This is a genomic window from Chryseobacterium sp. LJ668 (assembly GCF_019613955.1).
In the GTDB taxonomy this organism is placed as follows: domain Bacteria; phylum Bacteroidota; class Bacteroidia; order Flavobacteriales; family Weeksellaceae; genus Chryseobacterium.
The window spans coordinates 2,579,344-2,596,308 of record NZ_CP080443.1 but is presented as its reverse complement, the minus strand read 5'-3'; the positions used below and the strand labels follow the sequence as shown (position 1 = coordinate 2,596,308).

The window sequence follows — 16,965 nt, the reverse complement described above, 5'->3', positions numbered from 1 at the left end:
GAAAAATTTTCATTTTCACATTACGATAAACTCCATAAAATTATATAGACACGATTTTTGAGAGAAGGATAACAGAACTTTTGTACCGTTTTATAAAATAATGAAAATTAATACTACATTAAAGTTTCATCAATTCGAAAGAGAAGGTCATCGATGTCAAGGGTTTGGGAATAAAATGTACGGTAATAATACAGTTGCGAAAAGGTTCTTTCTGATCGTGATTGTAAGTTCTTAAAATCTTAATTTAATTTGGCGAAATTTCAAAAATATTATGAAAATAACTTTTACAAAAAACCTAATTTTGACTATTAATTATCATTATGGTTGATGCCAAAGAAATATTAAAAGAACACATCTTAAAATATGCTTCTCTTACTAATGAGCAGTTTGAATATGTCTTTTCTCATTTTAATATAATCAAATTAAAGAAGGGACGAAGCCTGATATCAGAAGGAGATTTTGTTGATCAAGAGTATTTCGTTGTTGATGGTTGTCTGAAAGCATTTTACCTTAATGACAATATGAAAATGTTTATCCTGCAGTTTGCAATGCCGAATTGGTGGGTAACAGATTTTGACGCGCTTTACAGCAAAAACAGAGCAACCATTAACGTTGACTGTGTTGCTAATGCAAGTATTTTATCAATTTCAAATGAGGATAGAGAAAAAATCTGCAAAGAAATTCATGAAGTCGAGCATTTTTTCAGGTGGCGAACGAATAAAGGCTATGTTGCTGCTCAAAAACGCCTTCTTTCCTTTATGAATAATGATGCAAAATTCAGGTATGAAGAACTTTTAGCATTATACCCTCAATTGTACAATCTAGTTCCTAAACATCTGATTGCAGCGTATTTGGGAGTTACGCGAGAGACTTTAAGCAGACTTCGTGATTAGTTCTGCAACTTCAACCATACTTTTAAATTTCCCCTATTTCGTGATCTACATCACATAACTTTTTCTTTCAATCGGCTGACATTTGTACCATCATTTAAAACAAATCAATGGATACAAAAAATTTTAAAGTAAACAGCGAAAACAGTTTAGTTGAATGGACCGGAAGAAAAGTAACCGGAGCTCACAACGGAACCATCGAAGTAAAAGAAGGCAACTTCACTTTTGAAAACAACATTCTATCTTCAGGAAAATTTGTCATCAACACAAGATCAATTAAAATTCTTGACATCGATGATTCTGAAACAAATGCACAATTCGCCAATCATTTGGCTTCTGATGATTTCTTTAACTCAGATCAGTTTCCTGATGCAGTTTTCGAGATCAGACACGCAGAACCGGGTGAAAACAATTTTTACCACGTAACAGGAAATCTTACCATCAAAGGAATTACACACTCACTGGAAACGACTTTACAGATCGTGAAGACAAACAACGCTGCAGTTTTAGACACTAAAATTGTGATCGACAGAACAAAATTCAATATCAAATTCAGATCATCCAATTTCTTCAGCAATCTTGGAGATACTTTGATCTTCAACAATTTTGATTTGAATGTTCACTTAGTTGCAGACGCAATTAACCTAAATTAAAATTAACCTTAAAATTTAACATCATGCCATTCATAAAAGTAGATGTTTTGCGCGAAGATCTTAATCGCGAAAAAAAACAACAATTAATCAGAGAAATAAGTAAAGCTGTAACAACAGTTTTGAATAAAGATCCACACTTGACACACATCGTGATCAATGAAATAGAAGACGACAACTGGGGATACGCCGGAGAACAGGTTACCGTCCTGAAAGAACAAGGATTTTCAACTGAAAAAAAGTAAATCAGACATGAAAAAACAAACAATAATCGTCACAGGCGCATCATCAGGAATCGGTTTGGAAATTGCCCGTTACTTTCTTGACAGAGGTGATAATGTGGTCATTAATTCACAAACAGAATCAAAATTACAACAGTTTACAACGAATTGGGAGCAGGCGAAAACCTTGCAATGGTTGCAGGAAGCGTTGCCGATAAAACCATTGGAGAAAAACTGGCAAAAACGGCGATTGAAAAATTCGGCTCGATTGATGTATTGGTCAATAATGCAGGAATTTATGAGAACAAACCGTTTTTAGAAGTTACGGAAGATCATTTAGACAAATTTTTAAATACCAATTTAAAAGGAACATTCTTCACAACACAATCCGTAATGCCTCAAATGCAGAAACAAAAAGATGGAGCTATTATCAATATCGGTACACCATTGGTTTATCATGCGATTGCACAATCTCCGTCAACCGCACCAATTTCGAGCAAAGGAGCAATTCACGCTTTGACATTGCAACTGGCAGCAGAGTTTGGAAAAGATAATATCAGGGTAAATGTCGTTGCACCAGGACTCATCAGAACGCCGATGCACGATGAAACTATCGACAACAATGCGGGAATTCATTTGATCAACCGCATCGGAGAACCGGAAGAGATCGCTCAAATGGTTCATGCGATTGCTAAAAATACATTCATCTCAGGCGCCATCATTAATGTAGATGGAGGAATGGGTGCTGGTCATCAATTGTAAAAATGAAAGTTCTACTATTATTTGCATGGCTGTTTATCTTTCCGGTAAGCAGCTTTGCTCAAAAAATCAAAGTCATGAAAACAGACACAGTACAAGAAACAGAAATAAGAAATGCCATCGAGCACTATTATTTTAAAGGAATCTATGAAGGAAATACCGAGCTTTTGACACAGGTTTTTCATAAAGATGCTCTTCTTTTCGGAGATATAAAAGGAGTTCCTTACTACAAAACCGCCACACAATATATTGAAGGTGTCGGAAGCAGAGTAAGTCCTCAAAAATCGGGTAAAGATTTTAAGCCGACAATCATCTCTATCGACGTGATAAACACGATTGCCACAGCAAAATTAAATGTAAAAATGTATGATTTTAATTACTATAATTTTATAACTTTCCATAAAATTGATGGTAAATGGCTCATCGTCAATAAAACATTAACTGATGTAGAACTTTAATTTTAAATTTTAAATCAAAATCATCAAAATCATGTGGAATAAAAACAGAATAACAGATTTATTGGGAATAGAATATCCAATTTTTCAGGGACCTTTTGGTGGCGGATTATCAACGGTTGAATTGACTTCTACAGTCAGTAATCTCGGTGGATTGGGCGGTTTCGGAGCTTATACATCGTCTCCCGATGAAATTTATGAAATTGATAAACAGATAAAATTAAAGACAGACAAGCCTTACAATCTCAATCTTTGGGTAAACGACCATGATATTATTGATCAGGAACACACTGAAAATCAATATAAAAAGGCGGTTGAAATTTTCAAACCTTATTATGACAGCTTAAATATTGAGGTTCCTGCGCTTCCACCTTCTTTTGAGTCGAGATTTCAGAATCAGCTGCAGGTTGTTTTTGATATTAAACCTAAAGTTTTCAGCTTTATGTTCGGGCTTTTGGATCAGGATATCATTGAAAGACTTAAAAATCAGGGAACCATCGTTGCCGGAAATGCCACAACGGTAGACGAAGCCATCGCTTTGGAAAACATCGATGTTGACGTGATTGTCGCATCAGGGTTTGAAAGTGGCGGTCACAGACCTTCATTTTTGGATAAAGCCGAGCTTTCAACGACGGGAACTTTTGCTTTGATTCAATTGGTTAAAGATAAAGTGAAAACTCCAATCGTAGCCGCAGGAGGAATTGCCAACGGTCGCGGAATCGCTGCAGCAATGACTTTAGGAGCAGAAGCCGCACAAATCGGAACTGCATTTTTAGCTACAGAAGAATCCGGAGCATTACCGATTCATAAAGAATTTTTGTTTTCAGACGCAGCAAAATCCACTACTCTTTCCAAAGCGTACACCGGAAGATTAGGACGTGGAATTACGACAGAAATCACAAGAAAACTCTTAACCGCAACAGATCAAACTTTGCCGTTTCCTTTGCAGACAACCTTCATTTCATCCATGAGAAAAGCAGCGCTGGAACAAAAGAAACACGAATTGGTTTTCTTCTGGTCAGGACAGATCGCACCAATTTTAAAACATAAGAAAGCATCAATATTAATGGAATCAATGATCAGAGATGCTTCTGAGATATTGAGTTAAAACACCATTTGTATGTTTGTCAATCTGAAATAAGCAGTAATAACTGTGATTCTAAATAAAGTCAAAATTCATACTCCACTTTCAAGTTAAAAATAAATTAAAATTAAGAAATATTTTTATGTTCATATCAATCGTACTATAAGACATTTAAAACAAATTGAAAAAATACAAGCTATGATTCGATTGGGATAAAGTAGAAATTTTTATTAGATATCTTTACCTGTCAGTACATCTTAGTGAAAACAAATTTATTCACCCTCGCTGATCAAAAACTCTCCCTTTTCAAGTATGACCTGATTTCCCCATTCGGTAATTGCTTCCAAAAGGGGAACAAAACTGTTTCCTAAATCAGTTAAACTGTACACTACTTTAATAGGTGGTTTTTTACCGTATAATTTTCGTGATATCAGTCCGTCTTTCTCCAATTGCTTTAACTGCAGACTTAATGTCATTTCTGTAACGGACGGTATTTCTTTGCGCAGTTCGCTGTATCTTTTCGGTTCATCTTTCAGGTGATAAAGAATGACTGCTTTCCATTTTCCGCCTATCAAATCCATTGTAAGACTTACCGTACAAGGATAAGTTTTGCCTTTCAGTTTCACATAATCGCCATTGCATTCTGTTTTCATATCTCTTTTTTTTGACCTATCGGTTTGGATAGTTATTGCAAATATAAATTACTAAAATTAGTTTTGCAACTCTAATTATGATAGTATAAATTAAGTATAATTCAATAAAAATAAAGACAATGAAAATTCTAATCATATTGGCACATCCGGAACCCAAAAGTTTTAACGCCGCAATGTATCATTCAGCCATAAAAACATTGGAAGAAAATGGTCATGAAGTAAAAACATCGGACCTGTACCGCATGAATTTTAATCCCGTTTCTGACAGAAATAATTTCACAACTATGAAAAACGATGCCTATTTCAACCAGCAAGCTGAAGAACATTTCGCTAACGAAAACAATGGTTTTGCAGATGACATACTTGCAGAACAAGATAAGGTAGAGTGGTGCGACTTAATGATCTGGCAGTTTCCACTCTGGTGGTTTTCTGTGCCAGCCATATTGAAAGGTTGGGTGGACAAGGTTTTTACGATGGGAAGATTTTATGACAACGGACGGATTTATGATACAGGAATGCTCAAAGGTAAAAAAGCCTTGTTATCTTTAACGACAGGTGGTCCTGAAAAGAATTACGTAACCACAAAATATGGAAGCGCTGACCAAGTTTTACATCCTATTGAAACTGGCATTCTTGAATTTGCAGGTCTTACTGTATTGTCTCCCGAAATAAACTTTTCCATTGAACGCATTACAGATGAGGAACGAAAAATGATTTTGGAAAAATGGAGCCACAGATTGAATCATATTTTTGCAGAATAAATATGCTTTAAAAATTAAAAGAGGGTAACTATGATGGTTACTCTCTTTTAAATATCTGTGAAATAATATTATTCTAATCTGTAATAAAATTGTTATCTATGACAGCATCATCAGAGGTATTAACTGATATAAATTTCTTACTGCTAACCAATTACCTCTCAGCTGACTTTTCAATAGCATCGATCAGTTTATAAAGCTTTACGCCATCATCAAATGAAGGAGCATTTCTGGTATTATTTTGAATATCAGAAGCAATTTGGGCATATATTCTGGCAACATTTCCAACCACAGAATCTGCCGGCAAACCAGCGTATAATTCTTCCGGCGGAGTCAATATCCGAAGTTCTTTTTCCAAACCATTTGCCCCTTTAAGTGTTAATAGTGTTAGTTGTCCGTGACCTATTCCACCAGTGATCTGCAAATCACCCTTTGTCCCATTAATCTCCCATAGCAAATTGGTTCCTCTCGACATTCCGGCTCGGTAATGTACTGAAATTGCCGCACCACTTTTCAGAGTTCCAGCCATCATGATCTGATCGTCTGCAGTTTTTGGCTTTATTTCTCCGTTATCTTTCAGAATCACTGTTTTAAAATGATTGATAAAATAAGATGAAAAATCATCGACGTCTCCTAACACTTTTGTGAGTCCTGCCAAAGTATGTCCCAGCGGAATCGTAAGCATTGTTGCACCATTTTCTTTGTCATATAGATAATAATTTGCCGACACCGTTTCATCACGCCAGTTTCCACCGGATCCGATCAAAGTTGTTGATAAAACATCGCCCAGATACCCATCATTAATTAATTGCTTCATATATCGGACTTCAGGCGAAACCGTCATCTGCAAACCGGTCACTGCAACCACATTTTTGCTGGCTGCCAATTCTGCAAGCTCAACAGTTTCTGCAAGACCATTACCCAGAGGATGTTCGCAATAGACGTGCTTTCCTGCTTGCAGAGCAGCTTTTACTAATTTAAAGTGATACGGAACTTTCACGGTAATCACAACAAGATCAATATGTTCTGAAGCAATGAGTGCTTCAGCATTTTCAAATGCAAAAGGAATCCCGAATGTTTGTGCTGATGTTTGCGCGCTTTCGTATGAAGTATTAGCAACACCTGTAACTGCAAAATCATCTTTTAATAATTTCAATGCTGGTATGTGCGCTTTCGAAGCCCATTGCGCATTAGGATTAAGGCCTATGAAGCCTATTCTTATTGGTTTTTTCATTTTTATTGATTAAAATTAATATTTATTGATCTCTATTTTCAGCTGAAATACTATTTCCAAATAAATCCATCAGATGCCGAAGATTATTTTCGGAATGAAAATTTTCTGTATTTCGTACACTTTCGATAGTAGCTGCTGCGGAACGTCTGAACATTTTTTCTTCATAAGAAGCAATTGCATGTTGCATCGTCTCAGATTCCTGACAACATAAAGCTTTGTAAAGATCAAATGCATCTGCCAAAGCCTGATTGGCGCCTTCTCCGGCATAAGCCGGAATTCGATGCGCTGCGTCACCAATGATTGTCAGGTTAGGCAAAGCTTCCCAATGTTGATCTGCAGGAAAATGATACCACAATCTTGGAGCCATCGTTACAGCATCACTTTGAAATAATTCCTGCCAGTTATTACTCCAGTCCGCAAATTCTCTTTTAAACCATTCTGCAACAGAACCTTTATTTCCAAGATCAATTCCTGATTCAGCCAACCAGTTTTCCGAAACTTTTAAACCTATCAAAAACGTAAGTGTGCCATTTCCTTTTGTAATAAACATAATGGTTTTTCCATCTTCCAGTGCAAACATACTTCCACCTTTTACCAGCTGCCAAAGTTTTGGGGCATTAACATCTGCATTCAATATATTTCCTTCAATGGAAGTGACTCCGGAATATTGCGGCGGAATATCTGTAATATATCTTCTAAGTTTTGAATTCGCACCATCTGCTGCGATCACAAGATCTGCGTACGCTACATCTCCATTTTCAAAATAGATCTCCCAGCCTGCGCCGAAAGTTTTTAATTCAGAAAATCTGGCGTTCCATATTATGTTTTCGGTTTTAATGGAATCTACCAACATATCTCGTAGATCCTGACGGTCTATCTCGGGACGGAAATTTTCCTCTCCGAAATCTTCTTTGGATTTATTTTCATTATCATGTTCATCCAGCAGAATTTCCATTTTACTGTTCAGGATCACTGACTTATTTGCTCCCGGACGGTATTTTTTCTTGAATTCCTCAAGCAGACCTCCTTCGGTAATGGCTTTTAAGCCGGTATGATAATGCATATCAAGCGTTGATCCTTGTTGCCGGACATATTGGTCAAAGTCACGTTCATAGATTTTTACCTCTACTCCACTGTTCTGTAATAATCTTCCGAGCATCAATCCTCCCGGACCGCCACCGATTATGGCTACTTTTTTATTTAACAATAAGTTATTCATAAATAAATATTAATCTTGATTTGGTTACAAAATTATTTATACATTTAAGATTAAAATAGCCTCATATAATACAATAATAGTCCTAAATGAAAATATCAGTTACAGATAAACATGGTTCGGGAATTATCAAAGAATTTGCAGCAGCATTGGGCACAAAAATGACAGGACACTATTTGTATATCCCAAAAAACAAAGGAGAAGGCTTTATCACAGGATTTTCCTGGAATGACAATCAATTGCGGATGATGCTGAGGAACTATCATCTGAATGAAGAAATCGTATTGGAGCGCACCAATGAATTCGCCGAAGATCAGGATGACATTATTTTTATCCTCAATGGGATTTTTCCTAAACCGCTTTCAAATGAGAAAATATTGTTCGCTGAAAAGCCAGGTGTTACCATCTGCAGACAATCCGTAACGTCAGTTGTAGAAATGCCATCTAATACATTTTTCAGAAGCATTGTGATTGCCGTTTCTAAAAAACACCTGCATCAACTTTTTGGAAATGTAGATCATCCATTGGTAGAGAGTATATTAAATGCCAATGATAATTTTGCATTTGACACTATACTGACTGCTGAAATGATCAAAACAGCGGGCGAATTGCTTAATACCTTCATTCCTGAAAGTATAGAAAGTCGTTTTAGTAAATTAAAATGCGAGGAACTGCTCTGTTACATTTTCGGTTTACTTGTTCAAAGAGATTCTTTTCCTACAAGCACTTTACATATTGCCGATATTAAATCTATTTATGCAATCAAGCTTCAACTACAAAATAATTTGGATGGTGCACCAAACATTTCTCTTCTGGCTAAAGAAGCCGGAATGAGTGAGCCTAAAATGAGAAAAATTTTTAAGCAGACTTTCGGCAAAGGGGTTTTTGAATATTTCCAATCCAACAGAATGAACGAAGCTGCAAGACTGTTGAGGGAGCAACATCTGACAGTTTCCGAAGTCGGTTATCAATTAGGATTCACCAATCTAAGCCACTTTTCCAGAGTTTTTGAGGAACATATTGGAATGAAACCGAAGAAGTATTCTTCGAATAATGCTTTGTAGGTGCAAAGATTACATATGATATCTAGCCCAAAAACTATCAATTCTGCTACCAGAAAGTTAATGAAGAATGTCACTGACAAATAAATCACCTGCTAAAAAATTTAACAAGCGTAATTATTTTTTAATAAGGATAATTAATATTTCGCTGGAGTATAAATACAAATACAATTGAAAATCAAAACTTACCTTCTATCCATTGTCATTTCTTGTTCTTCCGCTTTATAATAAAGGCGATTCTATACCTCAAAGTAAAGCAACGTAACAATCATCATCAAACCAACCTTTCCCTAAATGCTCCCGGAGTTGCACCCAGCAACTTCTTCACATATCTCGTAAAAAACGACCGGCTGCTGAAATGCATTTCATCTGCAATTTCGGAGATGTTGAGGTTGCGGTTTTCCAGTAACAAAATGATACGTTCTTTGGCGTGGCGCTGTATCCACGCTGACGCGGTAACACCTGAATGGATTTTACAAAGATGGTTGAGGTATTTTGGTGTAATGTTCAGTGAATTGCTATAATACTGCACTTGCCTCTGTGTAAGGCTGTGTTGCCGCAAAAGATTGATGAATTGCTGATATAGCGTTCCGCTTTGCAGGCTGTGACGGCGTTGTTCGTATTCGTTGGCAAAAGTGTGCCACATTTCCAAAATGAAAATTCGCATTTGAAGGTTTAAGGCTTCGTGGTAAAAGCGGTGCTGTGTTTCTTCAAAACGCTGGTTTATCCATTTAAAATTGTTCAAAATTCTTTCTTTTTCTTCAATCGTAGCAAGGTTTTTTACGGGAAAAACTCGTGAATGCAATTGGGCATTAATACTCCAGCCCTGGTCGGGAATATTATCTGTTAAAAAGTCTTTTTCAACTAAAAGGACAGTGGCTTTGAACCCCTTGCTGGTCTGTATCTGTATCAATCGGCTTTCGGCAAACCAGAACAAAAACTGTCCGGCTTTACAAGTCATCGGCTCATCATTGAACAAAAATTTGATGCTGCCGCGATGACAAAACAAGTGTGTATGATACTGTTTTAAAATACTTTCGGTAAAAGCAAAACTATCTTTTATTTCTAAAAAAACGATTTTGTGAAAGAATATTTTTGTCATCTAAACTTATTAAAATACTAAAATAAGAAATATTTGACATTATTAGCGTATTTAATAGCATAAATAAGAACTGTTTTGGACGGAATTTTGTACCACAAATTATATATGAATAAAACTGTAAACAACGTATTCAATGATTTGGCAAATGGCGAAACCGTTACGCCAAATCATCCAAAAAATTCAGAACTGCGAACATCGTCGTATGATACTATCGGTTTGTTGCAGAAAATGAACAGCAGCCATAACCCCTTAGAAATCATGCAGATTTTAAGTAAAATTACAGGCAAAATCATCGATGAAACTGTGGCTGTCTTTCCGCCTTTGTATATTAATAATGGAACGAATCTTCAAATCGGAAAAAATGTATTCATCAATTTCGACTGTACTTTTCTGGCTTTGGGCGGTATCATTATCGAAGATTATGTACTCATTGGTCCGAAAGTCTGTTTGCTTTCTGAAGGTCATCCACTCGACCCAAATCAGAGGCATAGTCTCGTGCCAGGTATGATCCGCATCAAGAAGAATGCGTGGATTGGCGCTAATGCCACCATTCTTCCCGGCATTACCATCGGTGAAAATGCAGTAGTGGCAGCAGGTGCAGTGGTTTCAAAAGATGTACCCGATAATGTTGTGGTGGGCGGCATTCCTGCAAAAATCATCAAATCAAATATTTAAAATTCAAGTATGAAAACAGCACAAATTATCCTCGCAATAATGGCATCGGCAACTTTGCTAACGTGTAATCAGACAAAAGAAAAATCATCAGATATAAAACAGGAAACACGATCCATTTTCCCGAAGGGCAAAAAAGGGCCAGTAGAAAACTTCACCGGAAATGCCTTTAACACACCTTTGGTTGAAACAGACAGTGTTTACAATACAGTTGTGGGGAATGTATATTTCGAGCCTGGCGCAAGAAGCAACTGGCACACGCACCCTGCCGGACAAATTTTAATCATCACCGATGGCGTCGGCTATCATCAGATAGAAGGAAAACCAATTGAAACAATTAAAAAAGGTGATGTGGTAAAGTGTCCTCCCAACGTAAGGCATTGGCACGGCGCAAGTGCTGATGTAGGTCTTCAACAACTCTATGTGGTACCGAACACAGAAAAAGGTATAGTCAACTGGCAAGAACCAGTGACCGATGAGCAATATTCGGCTAATAATTTAAAGAAATAACAAAGAAATATTCAGATGAAAAATAACAATCAACCATCACGCAGAAAATTTATTCTGCAGACCTCGCTAGCAGGTGCAGGACTGATGCTCGCAGGACCGCTGCAACTTTTTTCACAAACCCAAAAAATCAAAAATATGAACGCAAATATAAAATCAAAAGGATACGCAGGAAGAGATGAACAGGGAAAAATGACGCCTTGGAATTTTGAACGAAGAGCAGTTGGTGATAACGATATTTTAATCGACATTAAATTTTCGGGCATTTGCCATTCTGATATCCACACCATCAAGGGGCATTGGGGCAAGCAAATTTATCCGCAGGTTCCCGGACACGAAATTGCCGGAATTGTCACCGCAGTCGGTAAAAATGTTAGCAAATTTAAAGTAGGCGACAAAGCTGGCGTAGGCTGTATGGTAAACAGCTGTATGCAGTGCGACAGCTGTAAAAACGGTGAAGAACACCATTGTGAAACCACAGGAATGGTGGGTACTTATGGCACACCCGAGAAATCCTCCCCGACTGGCATCACGCAAGGAGGTTACGCTAACAACCTAGTCGTAACGGAACATTTTGCCATCAAAATTCCTGAAAACATCGAGCTGAAGCACGCAGCACCATTGCTTTGTGCAGGCATTACAACCTATTCTCCACTAATGAAAGCTAATTTCAAAAAAGGAGATAAAATTGGTGTTGTTGGTATTGGTGGTTTAGGACACTTAGCCGTAAAACTGGCAGTCTCAAAAGGTGCAGAAGTTTATGCATTTACCACCTCTGCTTCTAAAATAAATGATATTAAAGGCTTTGGTGCAAAAGAAGTCATTGTTGTTAATTCTGCAGAAGATCTAAAACCTATGAAAGGCAAAATGGATTATATGATCTCTACCATTCCTTATGCTTATGAAATGTCAGCCTACATTGATTGTGTAAAACCTTATGGTTCTTTTACCCAGGTTGGTCAGCCAATTAATGGTGAATTGACCATCAATAATTTCAATATGATCTTCAACAGAGTGAATTTCAACGGTTCGTTGATTGGCGGTATTCCCGAAACACAGGAAGTAATGGATTATTGCGCTGCTAATAAAATTTACCCGCAAATAGAAATCGTGAAGGCCAATGATATTAATGAAGTTTGGGACAAGGTGGTGAACAAAGAAGCAAGATACCGCTATGTGATTGATGCATCCACTTTTTAAATATCAGGCAATGAAAAATTTATTTATCATGATATTTTTAGCGGTATCATTTTCCGGTTGCTTGGCAAGCTGCGGCAAGGATGATGATGACATTAATAATGCAAATCCAACAGAAAATACTTCAACAATGGAGAACGGAAAAATCAAGATAAAAATAGGTTCGCACACATTTACAGCTACACTTTCAGATAATGCTTCTGCAAAGGCTTTTAAGGCAATGTTACCTTTAACCATCAATATGACAGAGCTCAACGGCAACGAAAAGTATTACGATTTTAAAGATGCACTACCTAGCAATGCAATCAATCCCGGCAACATAAGCAATGGCAATTTGATGTTGTACGGCTCGAAAACTTTGGTACTGTTTTACAAAAACTTTTCCACGTCTTACAGCTACACAAAATTAGGAAAATTAGATAATGCTAATGGTTTGGAAACAGCTTTAGGTGGTGGAAATGTGAACGTAACTTTTGAATTAAATTAAAAAAATAAAAACAATGGAAGAAAATATCAAAAATAAAGTAATCATTATTACAGGAGCCAGCAGTGGAATGGGTGAAGCAGCGGCAAAACATCTGGCAAAATTGGGTGCAATCGTAGTATTAGGGGCACGACGAAAAGACCGTATTGAAAAACTGGCGAAACAAATTACTGATGATGGTGGAAAAGCCCTTGGCATAGCTGCTGATGTGACCAACCGTGAGCAAATGAAAAATTTAGCAGCCGAAACAGTGAAACAGCTTGGAAGAATAGATGTGATTTTAAACAATGCCGGCGTCATGCCGCTTTCACCAATTGACAGGTTAAATATGGAGGAATGGGACACGATGATTGATGTGAATATTAAAGGTGTACTCAATGGTATTGCAGCGGTTTTGCCTTATATGAAAGAACAAAAATTTGGACAAATCATCAATACCGCTTCGGTGGCGGGTCATAAAATATTTGGTGGTTCTGCGGTGTATTCGGCTACGAAATTTGCGGTTCGTGCTTTATCCGAAGGCTTACGAATGGAAGTAAAGCCTTACAACATCCGCACAACAATTGTTTGTCCGGGCGCTGTGAAAACAGAATTGCTGGAACAAATTTCGGAAGCTGATATTCAAAAAGCCAATCAGGACTATGTGGGCGAAGTAGGCATAAGTCCGGATAGTTTTGCACGTGTGGTTGCTTTTGCTATCAGTCAGCCTGAAGATGTTGATATCAACGAAGTAATTTTCCGCCCAACGGCACAGGAGCTTTAAGTGCATTTTGTTTAACTTTAAACATATAAAAATGAAAACAGAAATCCCTCAAATAAGCGCCTTCCCAACAGGGGAAGAAAATACAGGTTTTGCGCAATATTTTACCGGAAAATCATGGTTAGCACCGTTAACAAACAACAAAGATTTGAACGTGCCATTGGCAAACGTAATTTTTGAACCAGGCTGTAGAAACAACTGGCATAGCCACACAGGCGGACAATTGTTGATTGTTGTAGGCGGCGCAGGGTTGTATCAGGAAAGAGGAAAACCCGCAAAACTTTTGAAAGTCGGCGAGGTGATAGAAATAGCACCCCACGTGGAACATTGGCACGGTGCTACGGCAACCAGTTGGTTTTCACATCTAGCCACCAATGGCAGCCCGTCTAAAAATGAAAATATCTGGCTGGAAACGGTGACCGATGAAGATTACGATTTGGCGCATCAACAAATTCAGAAATAATGAACTGTATAACATTTAAACGGATAATGCTGTTAATCGCATTTTCTCTAATAAGTATGACAATGAATGCACAGGAAAAATCAGCGCTGAATGCGCAGGAAAAAAGTCTTGCGGGCATTTCGGCCACTACCGCAACAGGCAAAATAAATGTATTGAAAATTCAGTTGAACGAAGGGTTGAATAATGGCCTCACCATCAACGAAATTAAAGAAACCCTCACACAATTGTATGCTTACTGCGGGTTTCCGCGCAGTTTGAATGCAATTAATGCTTTTTCAGAAGTTTTGAAAGATCGAATGGAGAAAGGATTAAAAGATAAAGAAGGTAAAGCCATCGCTCAAAACAGCAATCCCAACAAATACGAGCAAGGTCGAAAAACGCTGGAGGAATTAACAAAAACACCGCAAGCCAAGCCCGCCCCTGGTTTTGGAGAATTTGCGCCACGCATTGATGCTTTTTTGAAAGAACATCTATTTGCCGATATCTTTGCGAGTGATGTATTGAGTTATCGCCAAAGAGAATTGATAACCATCGCTGCCCTTGCCTCAGTGGAAGGCGTGGAAAGTCAGTTGAAATCGCATTTGGCGATGGGTAGAAACACTGGAATTACTGATGCAGAATTGAAAGATTTGAGTAGCATAATTAATCAATTAATCGGTGCAACACAAGCCAATATTTTATTGACCAACATCAGTGAACCAAATATTAAGTTTATAAATCCTGATATAATGGTTCGAATTTCCGAAATAGCAATTGTGCCTGAACATTTGGAAGCTTATCAAGAAATTCTGAAAGAAGAAGCTGCAGCATCGGTAAAAGTAGAACCTGGTGTATTAGCCATTTTCCCGATGTGGCAAATGGAAAACCCAACGCAGTTCAGGATTGTGGAGATTTATGCCGATAAGGAAGCGTACCATAAGCATCTTAAGACTTCCCATTTTCAGCATTATAAAACTACGACTTTACCAATGGTGAAAAGCCTGAAACTAGTCGATATGAAAGCGCTGGATGAAGCTTCGATGCAGACTATTTTTAAGAAGATAAAGTAAAATTATCAGTTTAAATATAAAGATTGCTGCCGCCATTTCTAATTGATTTGGCGGTCTTTTATTCAATAAAACCCAATCTTCTACGCGCTTAAATCTTTTCCTCTTTCGCCATTTGAGACTGCGACCAATCATTAAGATGCACCAGAAAAGGAATGAGTGATTTGCCTGTTGCTGATAAAGAATATTCTACTTTAGGTGGCACTTCGTAATACATTTTTCTTATAATCAAGCCATCCGTTTCAAGTTCACGCAGTGCCTGGGTCAGCATTTTGCTGCTTACATCAGGTAAAACCCGGCCTAAAGTACCGAAGCGCAGGATTTCACTTTCACCAAGATGCCATAAAATTCTAGCCTTGTATTTACCACCAATTCTTTTAAAGGCATACTCAACGCCACATTTTGAATTGGGCAATATTTTTTTTTGAATTTTTTCTTGCATTATCAAAAATATAAAAGGTTCATTATCAATATTAGTTACTATTTGGTAGCTAAGGTACAAAATAGTAGCTACTTGCCAAAAGTAAACTATTGAATTAATTTTGTGATGTTAAAAAAATGAAATTTTAAAAATTCAATTAAAAAAAAATAATATGCAAAACCTAAAAAATAAGGTTGCTTTTGTAACCGGCGGAAGTCGAGGAATCGGACAGGAAATTGTCCGCAAGTTTGTATCTGAAGGGGTAAACGTCGCATTTACCTATGCCAGCTCTGAAGAGACAGCCAATCTTTTGGCCTCTGAACTGAGCAACGAAGAAATCAAAGTGCTGCCAATAAAAGCAGACAGTTCAAATGCCGAGTCTATCCTTAATGCTGTTGAGCAGGCTCATAGAGAATTGGGAAACTTTGATATTCTGGTGAACAATGCAGGATTGGGAGGTGGTGCGACCTTATACGAAGTCAGCCTTGACGATTTCGACAGATTGGTTGCGGTAAATATCCGTGGTGTTTTTGTGGTGACTCAGGCAGTTGCAGCGTTGATGAATGATGAGGGAAGAATCATCACTATCGGAAGCACCGCCGCTGAAAGAGCGATGTTCCCAGGAACAGCGGTTTATGGAATGACTAAGGCTGCTGTTGCAGGTTTTACCAGAGGAGTTGCACGTGACCTCGCTGCCCGCAAAATCACCGTAAATACAGTTCAGCCGGGCCCTATAGATACGGAGATGAACCCTGCAGATTCTCAATTTGCAGATTTTTTACGTTCCTTCATTGCTTTGGGAAGTTACGGAACCAAATCTGACGTTGCCGAGTTGGCTGCTTTTTTAGCCAGTCCACAGGCAAAATTCATCACCGGCACCAGCATCAATGTTGATGGTGGACTTGTCAGTTAACATTTTTAATAAATATTTGAAAACCACCTAGCAGCAGATGATTGGTGGTTTTTTTTGATTTAAAAACTCCGGTATTAATTTCATTCGCCATCATCATAAAAGCATCCGATTTAAAATTCCCTTTTTATACATCAGTTTCAGTCCGTTAAAATAGGGGTCCTAAATTCGGACCTTCACGAACCGAAATCAACCTTCGCTTCCGTAATTTAACTCCTGTCTTCCGGCACAAACGGTCAGTTTTTCTTTTTCATTTTTAATGGCATCGACATCTATGAAAAAGTTTTGAAAATTTAGAAGGTCTTCATCAATCGGTCTCGGTCCGTTTTTTCTGCCATTTTCCTATGCATTTTTCAACTGCCTGAAAACTCGTTTTCTTAAACCCAAATGCAAATCAGCGTGCAATGCATATCTCTGAATTA

The 16,965-nt window shown here is 37.7% G+C and carries 21 protein-coding genes and 1 pseudogene; 17 read left to right on the top strand and 5 right to left on the bottom strand.

Annotated elements, in window-relative coordinates:
- Window positions 1-100 precede the first annotated feature (100 nt).
- The 7 genes and pseudogenes from K0U91_RS16295 (at window position 101) to K0U91_RS12125 (ending at window position 4,083) form a co-directional block, all read left to right on the top strand.
- Window positions 101-235, top strand: a complete 135-nt coding sequence (locus K0U91_RS16295) for a hypothetical protein (protein ID WP_258561877.1) — start codon at window positions 101-103, stop codon at window positions 233-235.
- Window positions 236-320: 85 nt separating this feature from the next.
- Window positions 321-893 carry a Crp/Fnr family transcriptional regulator gene (locus K0U91_RS12150; RefSeq protein WP_220179828.1) on the top strand — a complete coding sequence of 191 codons (573 nt, stop codon included), beginning with the start codon at window positions 321-323 and terminating at the stop codon, window positions 891-893.
- A gap of 107 nt (window positions 894-1,000) precedes the next feature.
- On the top strand, window positions 1,001-1,543 hold the full coding sequence (locus tag K0U91_RS12145) for a YceI family protein (RefSeq protein ID WP_220571806.1): 543 nt from the start codon (window positions 1,001-1,003) through the stop codon (window positions 1,541-1,543).
- A 23-nt stretch (window positions 1,544-1,566) separates the two neighbouring features.
- Window positions 1,567-1,785 (top strand): tautomerase family protein, encoded by a 219-nt coding sequence (locus K0U91_RS12140; RefSeq protein WP_047446301.1) that lies wholly within the window; start codon window positions 1,567-1,569, stop codon window positions 1,783-1,785.
- A 7-nt stretch (window positions 1,786-1,792) separates the two neighbouring features.
- A pseudogene (locus tag K0U91_RS12135) lies at window positions 1,793-2,523 on the top strand (SDR family NAD(P)-dependent oxidoreductase).
- Window positions 2,524-2,525: 2 nt separating this feature from the next.
- Window positions 2,526-2,978, top strand: coding sequence for a nuclear transport factor 2 family protein (locus K0U91_RS12130; RefSeq protein WP_220179826.1), 453 nt, complete (start codon window positions 2,526-2,528; stop codon window positions 2,976-2,978).
- Window positions 2,979-3,009: 31 nt separating this feature from the next.
- Complete coding sequence (locus tag K0U91_RS12125; protein ID WP_220179825.1) at window positions 3,010-4,083, top strand: NAD(P)H-dependent flavin oxidoreductase; 1,074 nt, start codon at window positions 3,010-3,012, stop codon at window positions 4,081-4,083.
- Window positions 4,084-4,331: 248 nt separating this feature from the next.
- Here the strand turns inward: K0U91_RS12125 and K0U91_RS12120 are convergent, their stop codons facing one another.
- Window positions 4,332-4,712, bottom strand: coding sequence for a winged helix-turn-helix transcriptional regulator (locus K0U91_RS12120; protein WP_220179824.1), 381 nt, complete (start codon window positions 4,710-4,712; stop codon window positions 4,332-4,334).
- Window positions 4,713-4,831: 119 nt separating this feature from the next.
- Between K0U91_RS12120 and K0U91_RS12115 the strand changes: the two genes are divergently transcribed.
- Complete coding sequence (locus K0U91_RS12115; RefSeq protein ID WP_220179823.1) at window positions 4,832-5,473, top strand: NAD(P)H-dependent oxidoreductase; 642 nt, start codon at window positions 4,832-4,834, stop codon at window positions 5,471-5,473.
- A 151-nt stretch (window positions 5,474-5,624) separates the two neighbouring features.
- Here the strand turns inward: K0U91_RS12115 and K0U91_RS12110 are convergent, their stop codons facing one another.
- Window positions 5,625-6,704 carry a Gfo/Idh/MocA family protein gene (locus K0U91_RS12110; RefSeq protein WP_220179822.1) on the bottom strand — a complete coding sequence of 360 codons (1,080 nt, stop codon included), beginning with the start codon at window positions 6,702-6,704 and terminating at the stop codon, window positions 5,625-5,627.
- A gap of 22 nt (window positions 6,705-6,726) precedes the next feature.
- Entirely contained in the window at window positions 6,727-7,923 is a 1,197-nt protein-coding gene (locus K0U91_RS12105) for an FAD-dependent oxidoreductase (RefSeq protein ID WP_220179821.1), read from the bottom strand.
- Between the two features lie 86 nt (window positions 7,924-8,009).
- On the opposite strand from K0U91_RS12105, the gene K0U91_RS12100 reads away from it, so the two are divergent.
- Window positions 8,010-8,984: a helix-turn-helix transcriptional regulator gene (locus K0U91_RS12100; protein ID WP_220179820.1), complete on the top strand. Its 975-nt coding sequence runs from the start codon at window positions 8,010-8,012 to the stop codon at window positions 8,982-8,984.
- A gap of 271 nt (window positions 8,985-9,255) precedes the next feature.
- On the opposite strand, the gene K0U91_RS12095 is transcribed toward K0U91_RS12100, so the two are convergent.
- Window positions 9,256-10,083 (bottom strand): AraC family transcriptional regulator, encoded by an 828-nt coding sequence (locus K0U91_RS12095; RefSeq protein ID WP_220179819.1) that lies wholly within the window; start codon window positions 10,081-10,083, stop codon window positions 9,256-9,258.
- Window positions 10,084-10,188: 105 nt separating this feature from the next.
- Between K0U91_RS12095 and K0U91_RS12090 the strand changes: the two genes are divergently transcribed.
- The 7 genes from K0U91_RS12090 to K0U91_RS16285 all read left to right on the top strand — a co-directional run bounded on the left by K0U91_RS12090 (window position 10,189) and on the right by K0U91_RS16285 (window position 15,215).
- The gene (locus K0U91_RS12090) at window positions 10,189-10,758 is read left to right on the top strand and encodes a DapH/DapD/GlmU-related protein (RefSeq protein WP_220179818.1); all 570 of its coding nucleotides are present in this window, start codon (window positions 10,189-10,191) and stop codon (window positions 10,756-10,758) included.
- Window positions 10,759-10,767: 9 nt separating this feature from the next.
- Window positions 10,768-11,265 carry a cupin domain-containing protein gene (locus K0U91_RS12085; RefSeq protein ID WP_220179817.1) on the top strand — a complete coding sequence of 166 codons (498 nt, stop codon included), beginning with the start codon at window positions 10,768-10,770 and terminating at the stop codon, window positions 11,263-11,265.
- Between the two features lie 15 nt (window positions 11,266-11,280).
- Window positions 11,281-12,462 (top strand): NAD(P)-dependent alcohol dehydrogenase, encoded by a 1,182-nt coding sequence (locus K0U91_RS12080; protein WP_220179816.1) that lies wholly within the window; start codon window positions 11,281-11,283, stop codon window positions 12,460-12,462.
- 10 nt (window positions 12,463-12,472) lie between these two features.
- Window positions 12,473-12,946 (top strand): cyclophilin-like fold protein, encoded by a 474-nt coding sequence (locus K0U91_RS12075; protein WP_220179815.1) that lies wholly within the window; start codon window positions 12,473-12,475, stop codon window positions 12,944-12,946.
- 13 nt (window positions 12,947-12,959) lie between these two features.
- Window positions 12,960-13,706, top strand: a complete 747-nt coding sequence (locus K0U91_RS12070) for an SDR family oxidoreductase (protein WP_220179814.1) — start codon at window positions 12,960-12,962, stop codon at window positions 13,704-13,706.
- A gap of 7 nt (window positions 13,707-13,713) precedes the next feature.
- Window positions 13,714-14,166 (top strand): cupin domain-containing protein, encoded by a 453-nt coding sequence (locus K0U91_RS12065; RefSeq protein WP_258561875.1) that lies wholly within the window; start codon window positions 13,714-13,716, stop codon window positions 14,164-14,166.
- A 62-nt stretch (window positions 14,167-14,228) separates the two neighbouring features.
- Window positions 14,229-15,215, top strand: a complete 987-nt coding sequence (locus K0U91_RS16285; protein WP_258561874.1) for a carboxymuconolactone decarboxylase family protein — start codon at window positions 14,229-14,231, stop codon at window positions 15,213-15,215.
- 88 nt (window positions 15,216-15,303) lie between these two features.
- On the opposite strand, the gene K0U91_RS12050 is transcribed toward K0U91_RS16285, so the two are convergent.
- Window positions 15,304-15,654, bottom strand: coding sequence for a winged helix-turn-helix transcriptional regulator (locus K0U91_RS12050; protein WP_220179813.1), 351 nt, complete (start codon window positions 15,652-15,654; stop codon window positions 15,304-15,306).
- 151 nt (window positions 15,655-15,805) lie between these two features.
- Between K0U91_RS12050 and K0U91_RS12045 the strand changes: the two genes are divergently transcribed.
- Entirely contained in the window at window positions 15,806-16,546 is a 741-nt protein-coding gene (locus K0U91_RS12045) for a 3-oxoacyl-ACP reductase family protein (protein WP_220179812.1), read from the top strand.
- Window positions 16,547-16,965: the final 419 nt, after the last annotated feature.

Excerpts from the sequence above, each read along its gene's own strand:
- K0U91_RS16295 (WP_258561877.1), top strand. The coding sequence starts at position 101 with ATGAAAATTAATACTACATTAAAGTTTCATCAATTCGAAAGAGAAGGT.
- K0U91_RS12150 (WP_220179828.1), top strand. The coding sequence starts at position 321 with ATGGTTGATGCCAAAGAAATATTAAAAGAACACATCTTAAAATATGCT.
- K0U91_RS12145 (WP_220571806.1), top strand. The coding sequence starts at position 1,001 with ATGGATACAAAAAATTTTAAAGTAAACAGCGAAAACAGTTTAGTTGAA.
- K0U91_RS12140 (WP_047446301.1), top strand. The coding sequence starts at position 1,567 with ATGCCATTCATAAAAGTAGATGTTTTGCGCGAAGATCTTAATCGCGAA.
- K0U91_RS12130 (WP_220179826.1), top strand. The coding sequence starts at position 2,526 with ATGAAAGTTCTACTATTATTTGCATGGCTGTTTATCTTTCCGGTAAGC.
- K0U91_RS12125 (WP_220179825.1), top strand. The coding sequence starts at position 3,010 with ATGTGGAATAAAAACAGAATAACAGATTTATTGGGAATAGAATATCCA.
- K0U91_RS12120 (WP_220179824.1), bottom strand. The coding sequence starts at position 4,712 with ATGAAAACAGAATGCAATGGCGATTATGTGAAACTGAAAGGCAAAACT.
- K0U91_RS12115 (WP_220179823.1), top strand. The coding sequence starts at position 4,832 with ATGAAAATTCTAATCATATTGGCACATCCGGAACCCAAAAGTTTTAAC.
- K0U91_RS12110 (WP_220179822.1), bottom strand. The coding sequence starts at position 6,704 with ATGAAAAAACCAATAAGAATAGGCTTCATAGGCCTTAATCCTAATGCG.
- K0U91_RS12105 (WP_220179821.1), bottom strand. The coding sequence starts at position 7,923 with ATGAATAACTTATTGTTAAATAAAAAAGTAGCCATAATCGGTGGCGGT.
- K0U91_RS12100 (WP_220179820.1), top strand. The coding sequence starts at position 8,010 with ATGAAAATATCAGTTACAGATAAACATGGTTCGGGAATTATCAAAGAA.
- K0U91_RS12095 (WP_220179819.1), bottom strand. The coding sequence starts at position 10,083 with ATGACAAAAATATTCTTTCACAAAATCGTTTTTTTAGAAATAAAAGAT.
- K0U91_RS12090 (WP_220179818.1), top strand. The coding sequence starts at position 10,189 with ATGAATAAAACTGTAAACAACGTATTCAATGATTTGGCAAATGGCGAA.
- K0U91_RS12085 (WP_220179817.1), top strand. The coding sequence starts at position 10,768 with ATGAAAACAGCACAAATTATCCTCGCAATAATGGCATCGGCAACTTTG.
- K0U91_RS12080 (WP_220179816.1), top strand. The coding sequence starts at position 11,281 with ATGAAAAATAACAATCAACCATCACGCAGAAAATTTATTCTGCAGACC.
- K0U91_RS12075 (WP_220179815.1), top strand. The coding sequence starts at position 12,473 with ATGAAAAATTTATTTATCATGATATTTTTAGCGGTATCATTTTCCGGT.
- K0U91_RS12070 (WP_220179814.1), top strand. The coding sequence starts at position 12,960 with ATGGAAGAAAATATCAAAAATAAAGTAATCATTATTACAGGAGCCAGC.
- K0U91_RS16285 (WP_258561874.1), top strand. The coding sequence starts at position 14,229 with ATGAATGCACAGGAAAAATCAGCGCTGAATGCGCAGGAAAAAAGTCTT.
- K0U91_RS12050 (WP_220179813.1), bottom strand. The coding sequence starts at position 15,654 with ATGCAAGAAAAAATTCAAAAAAAAATATTGCCCAATTCAAAATGTGGC.
- K0U91_RS12045 (WP_220179812.1), top strand. The coding sequence starts at position 15,806 with ATGCAAAACCTAAAAAATAAGGTTGCTTTTGTAACCGGCGGAAGTCGA.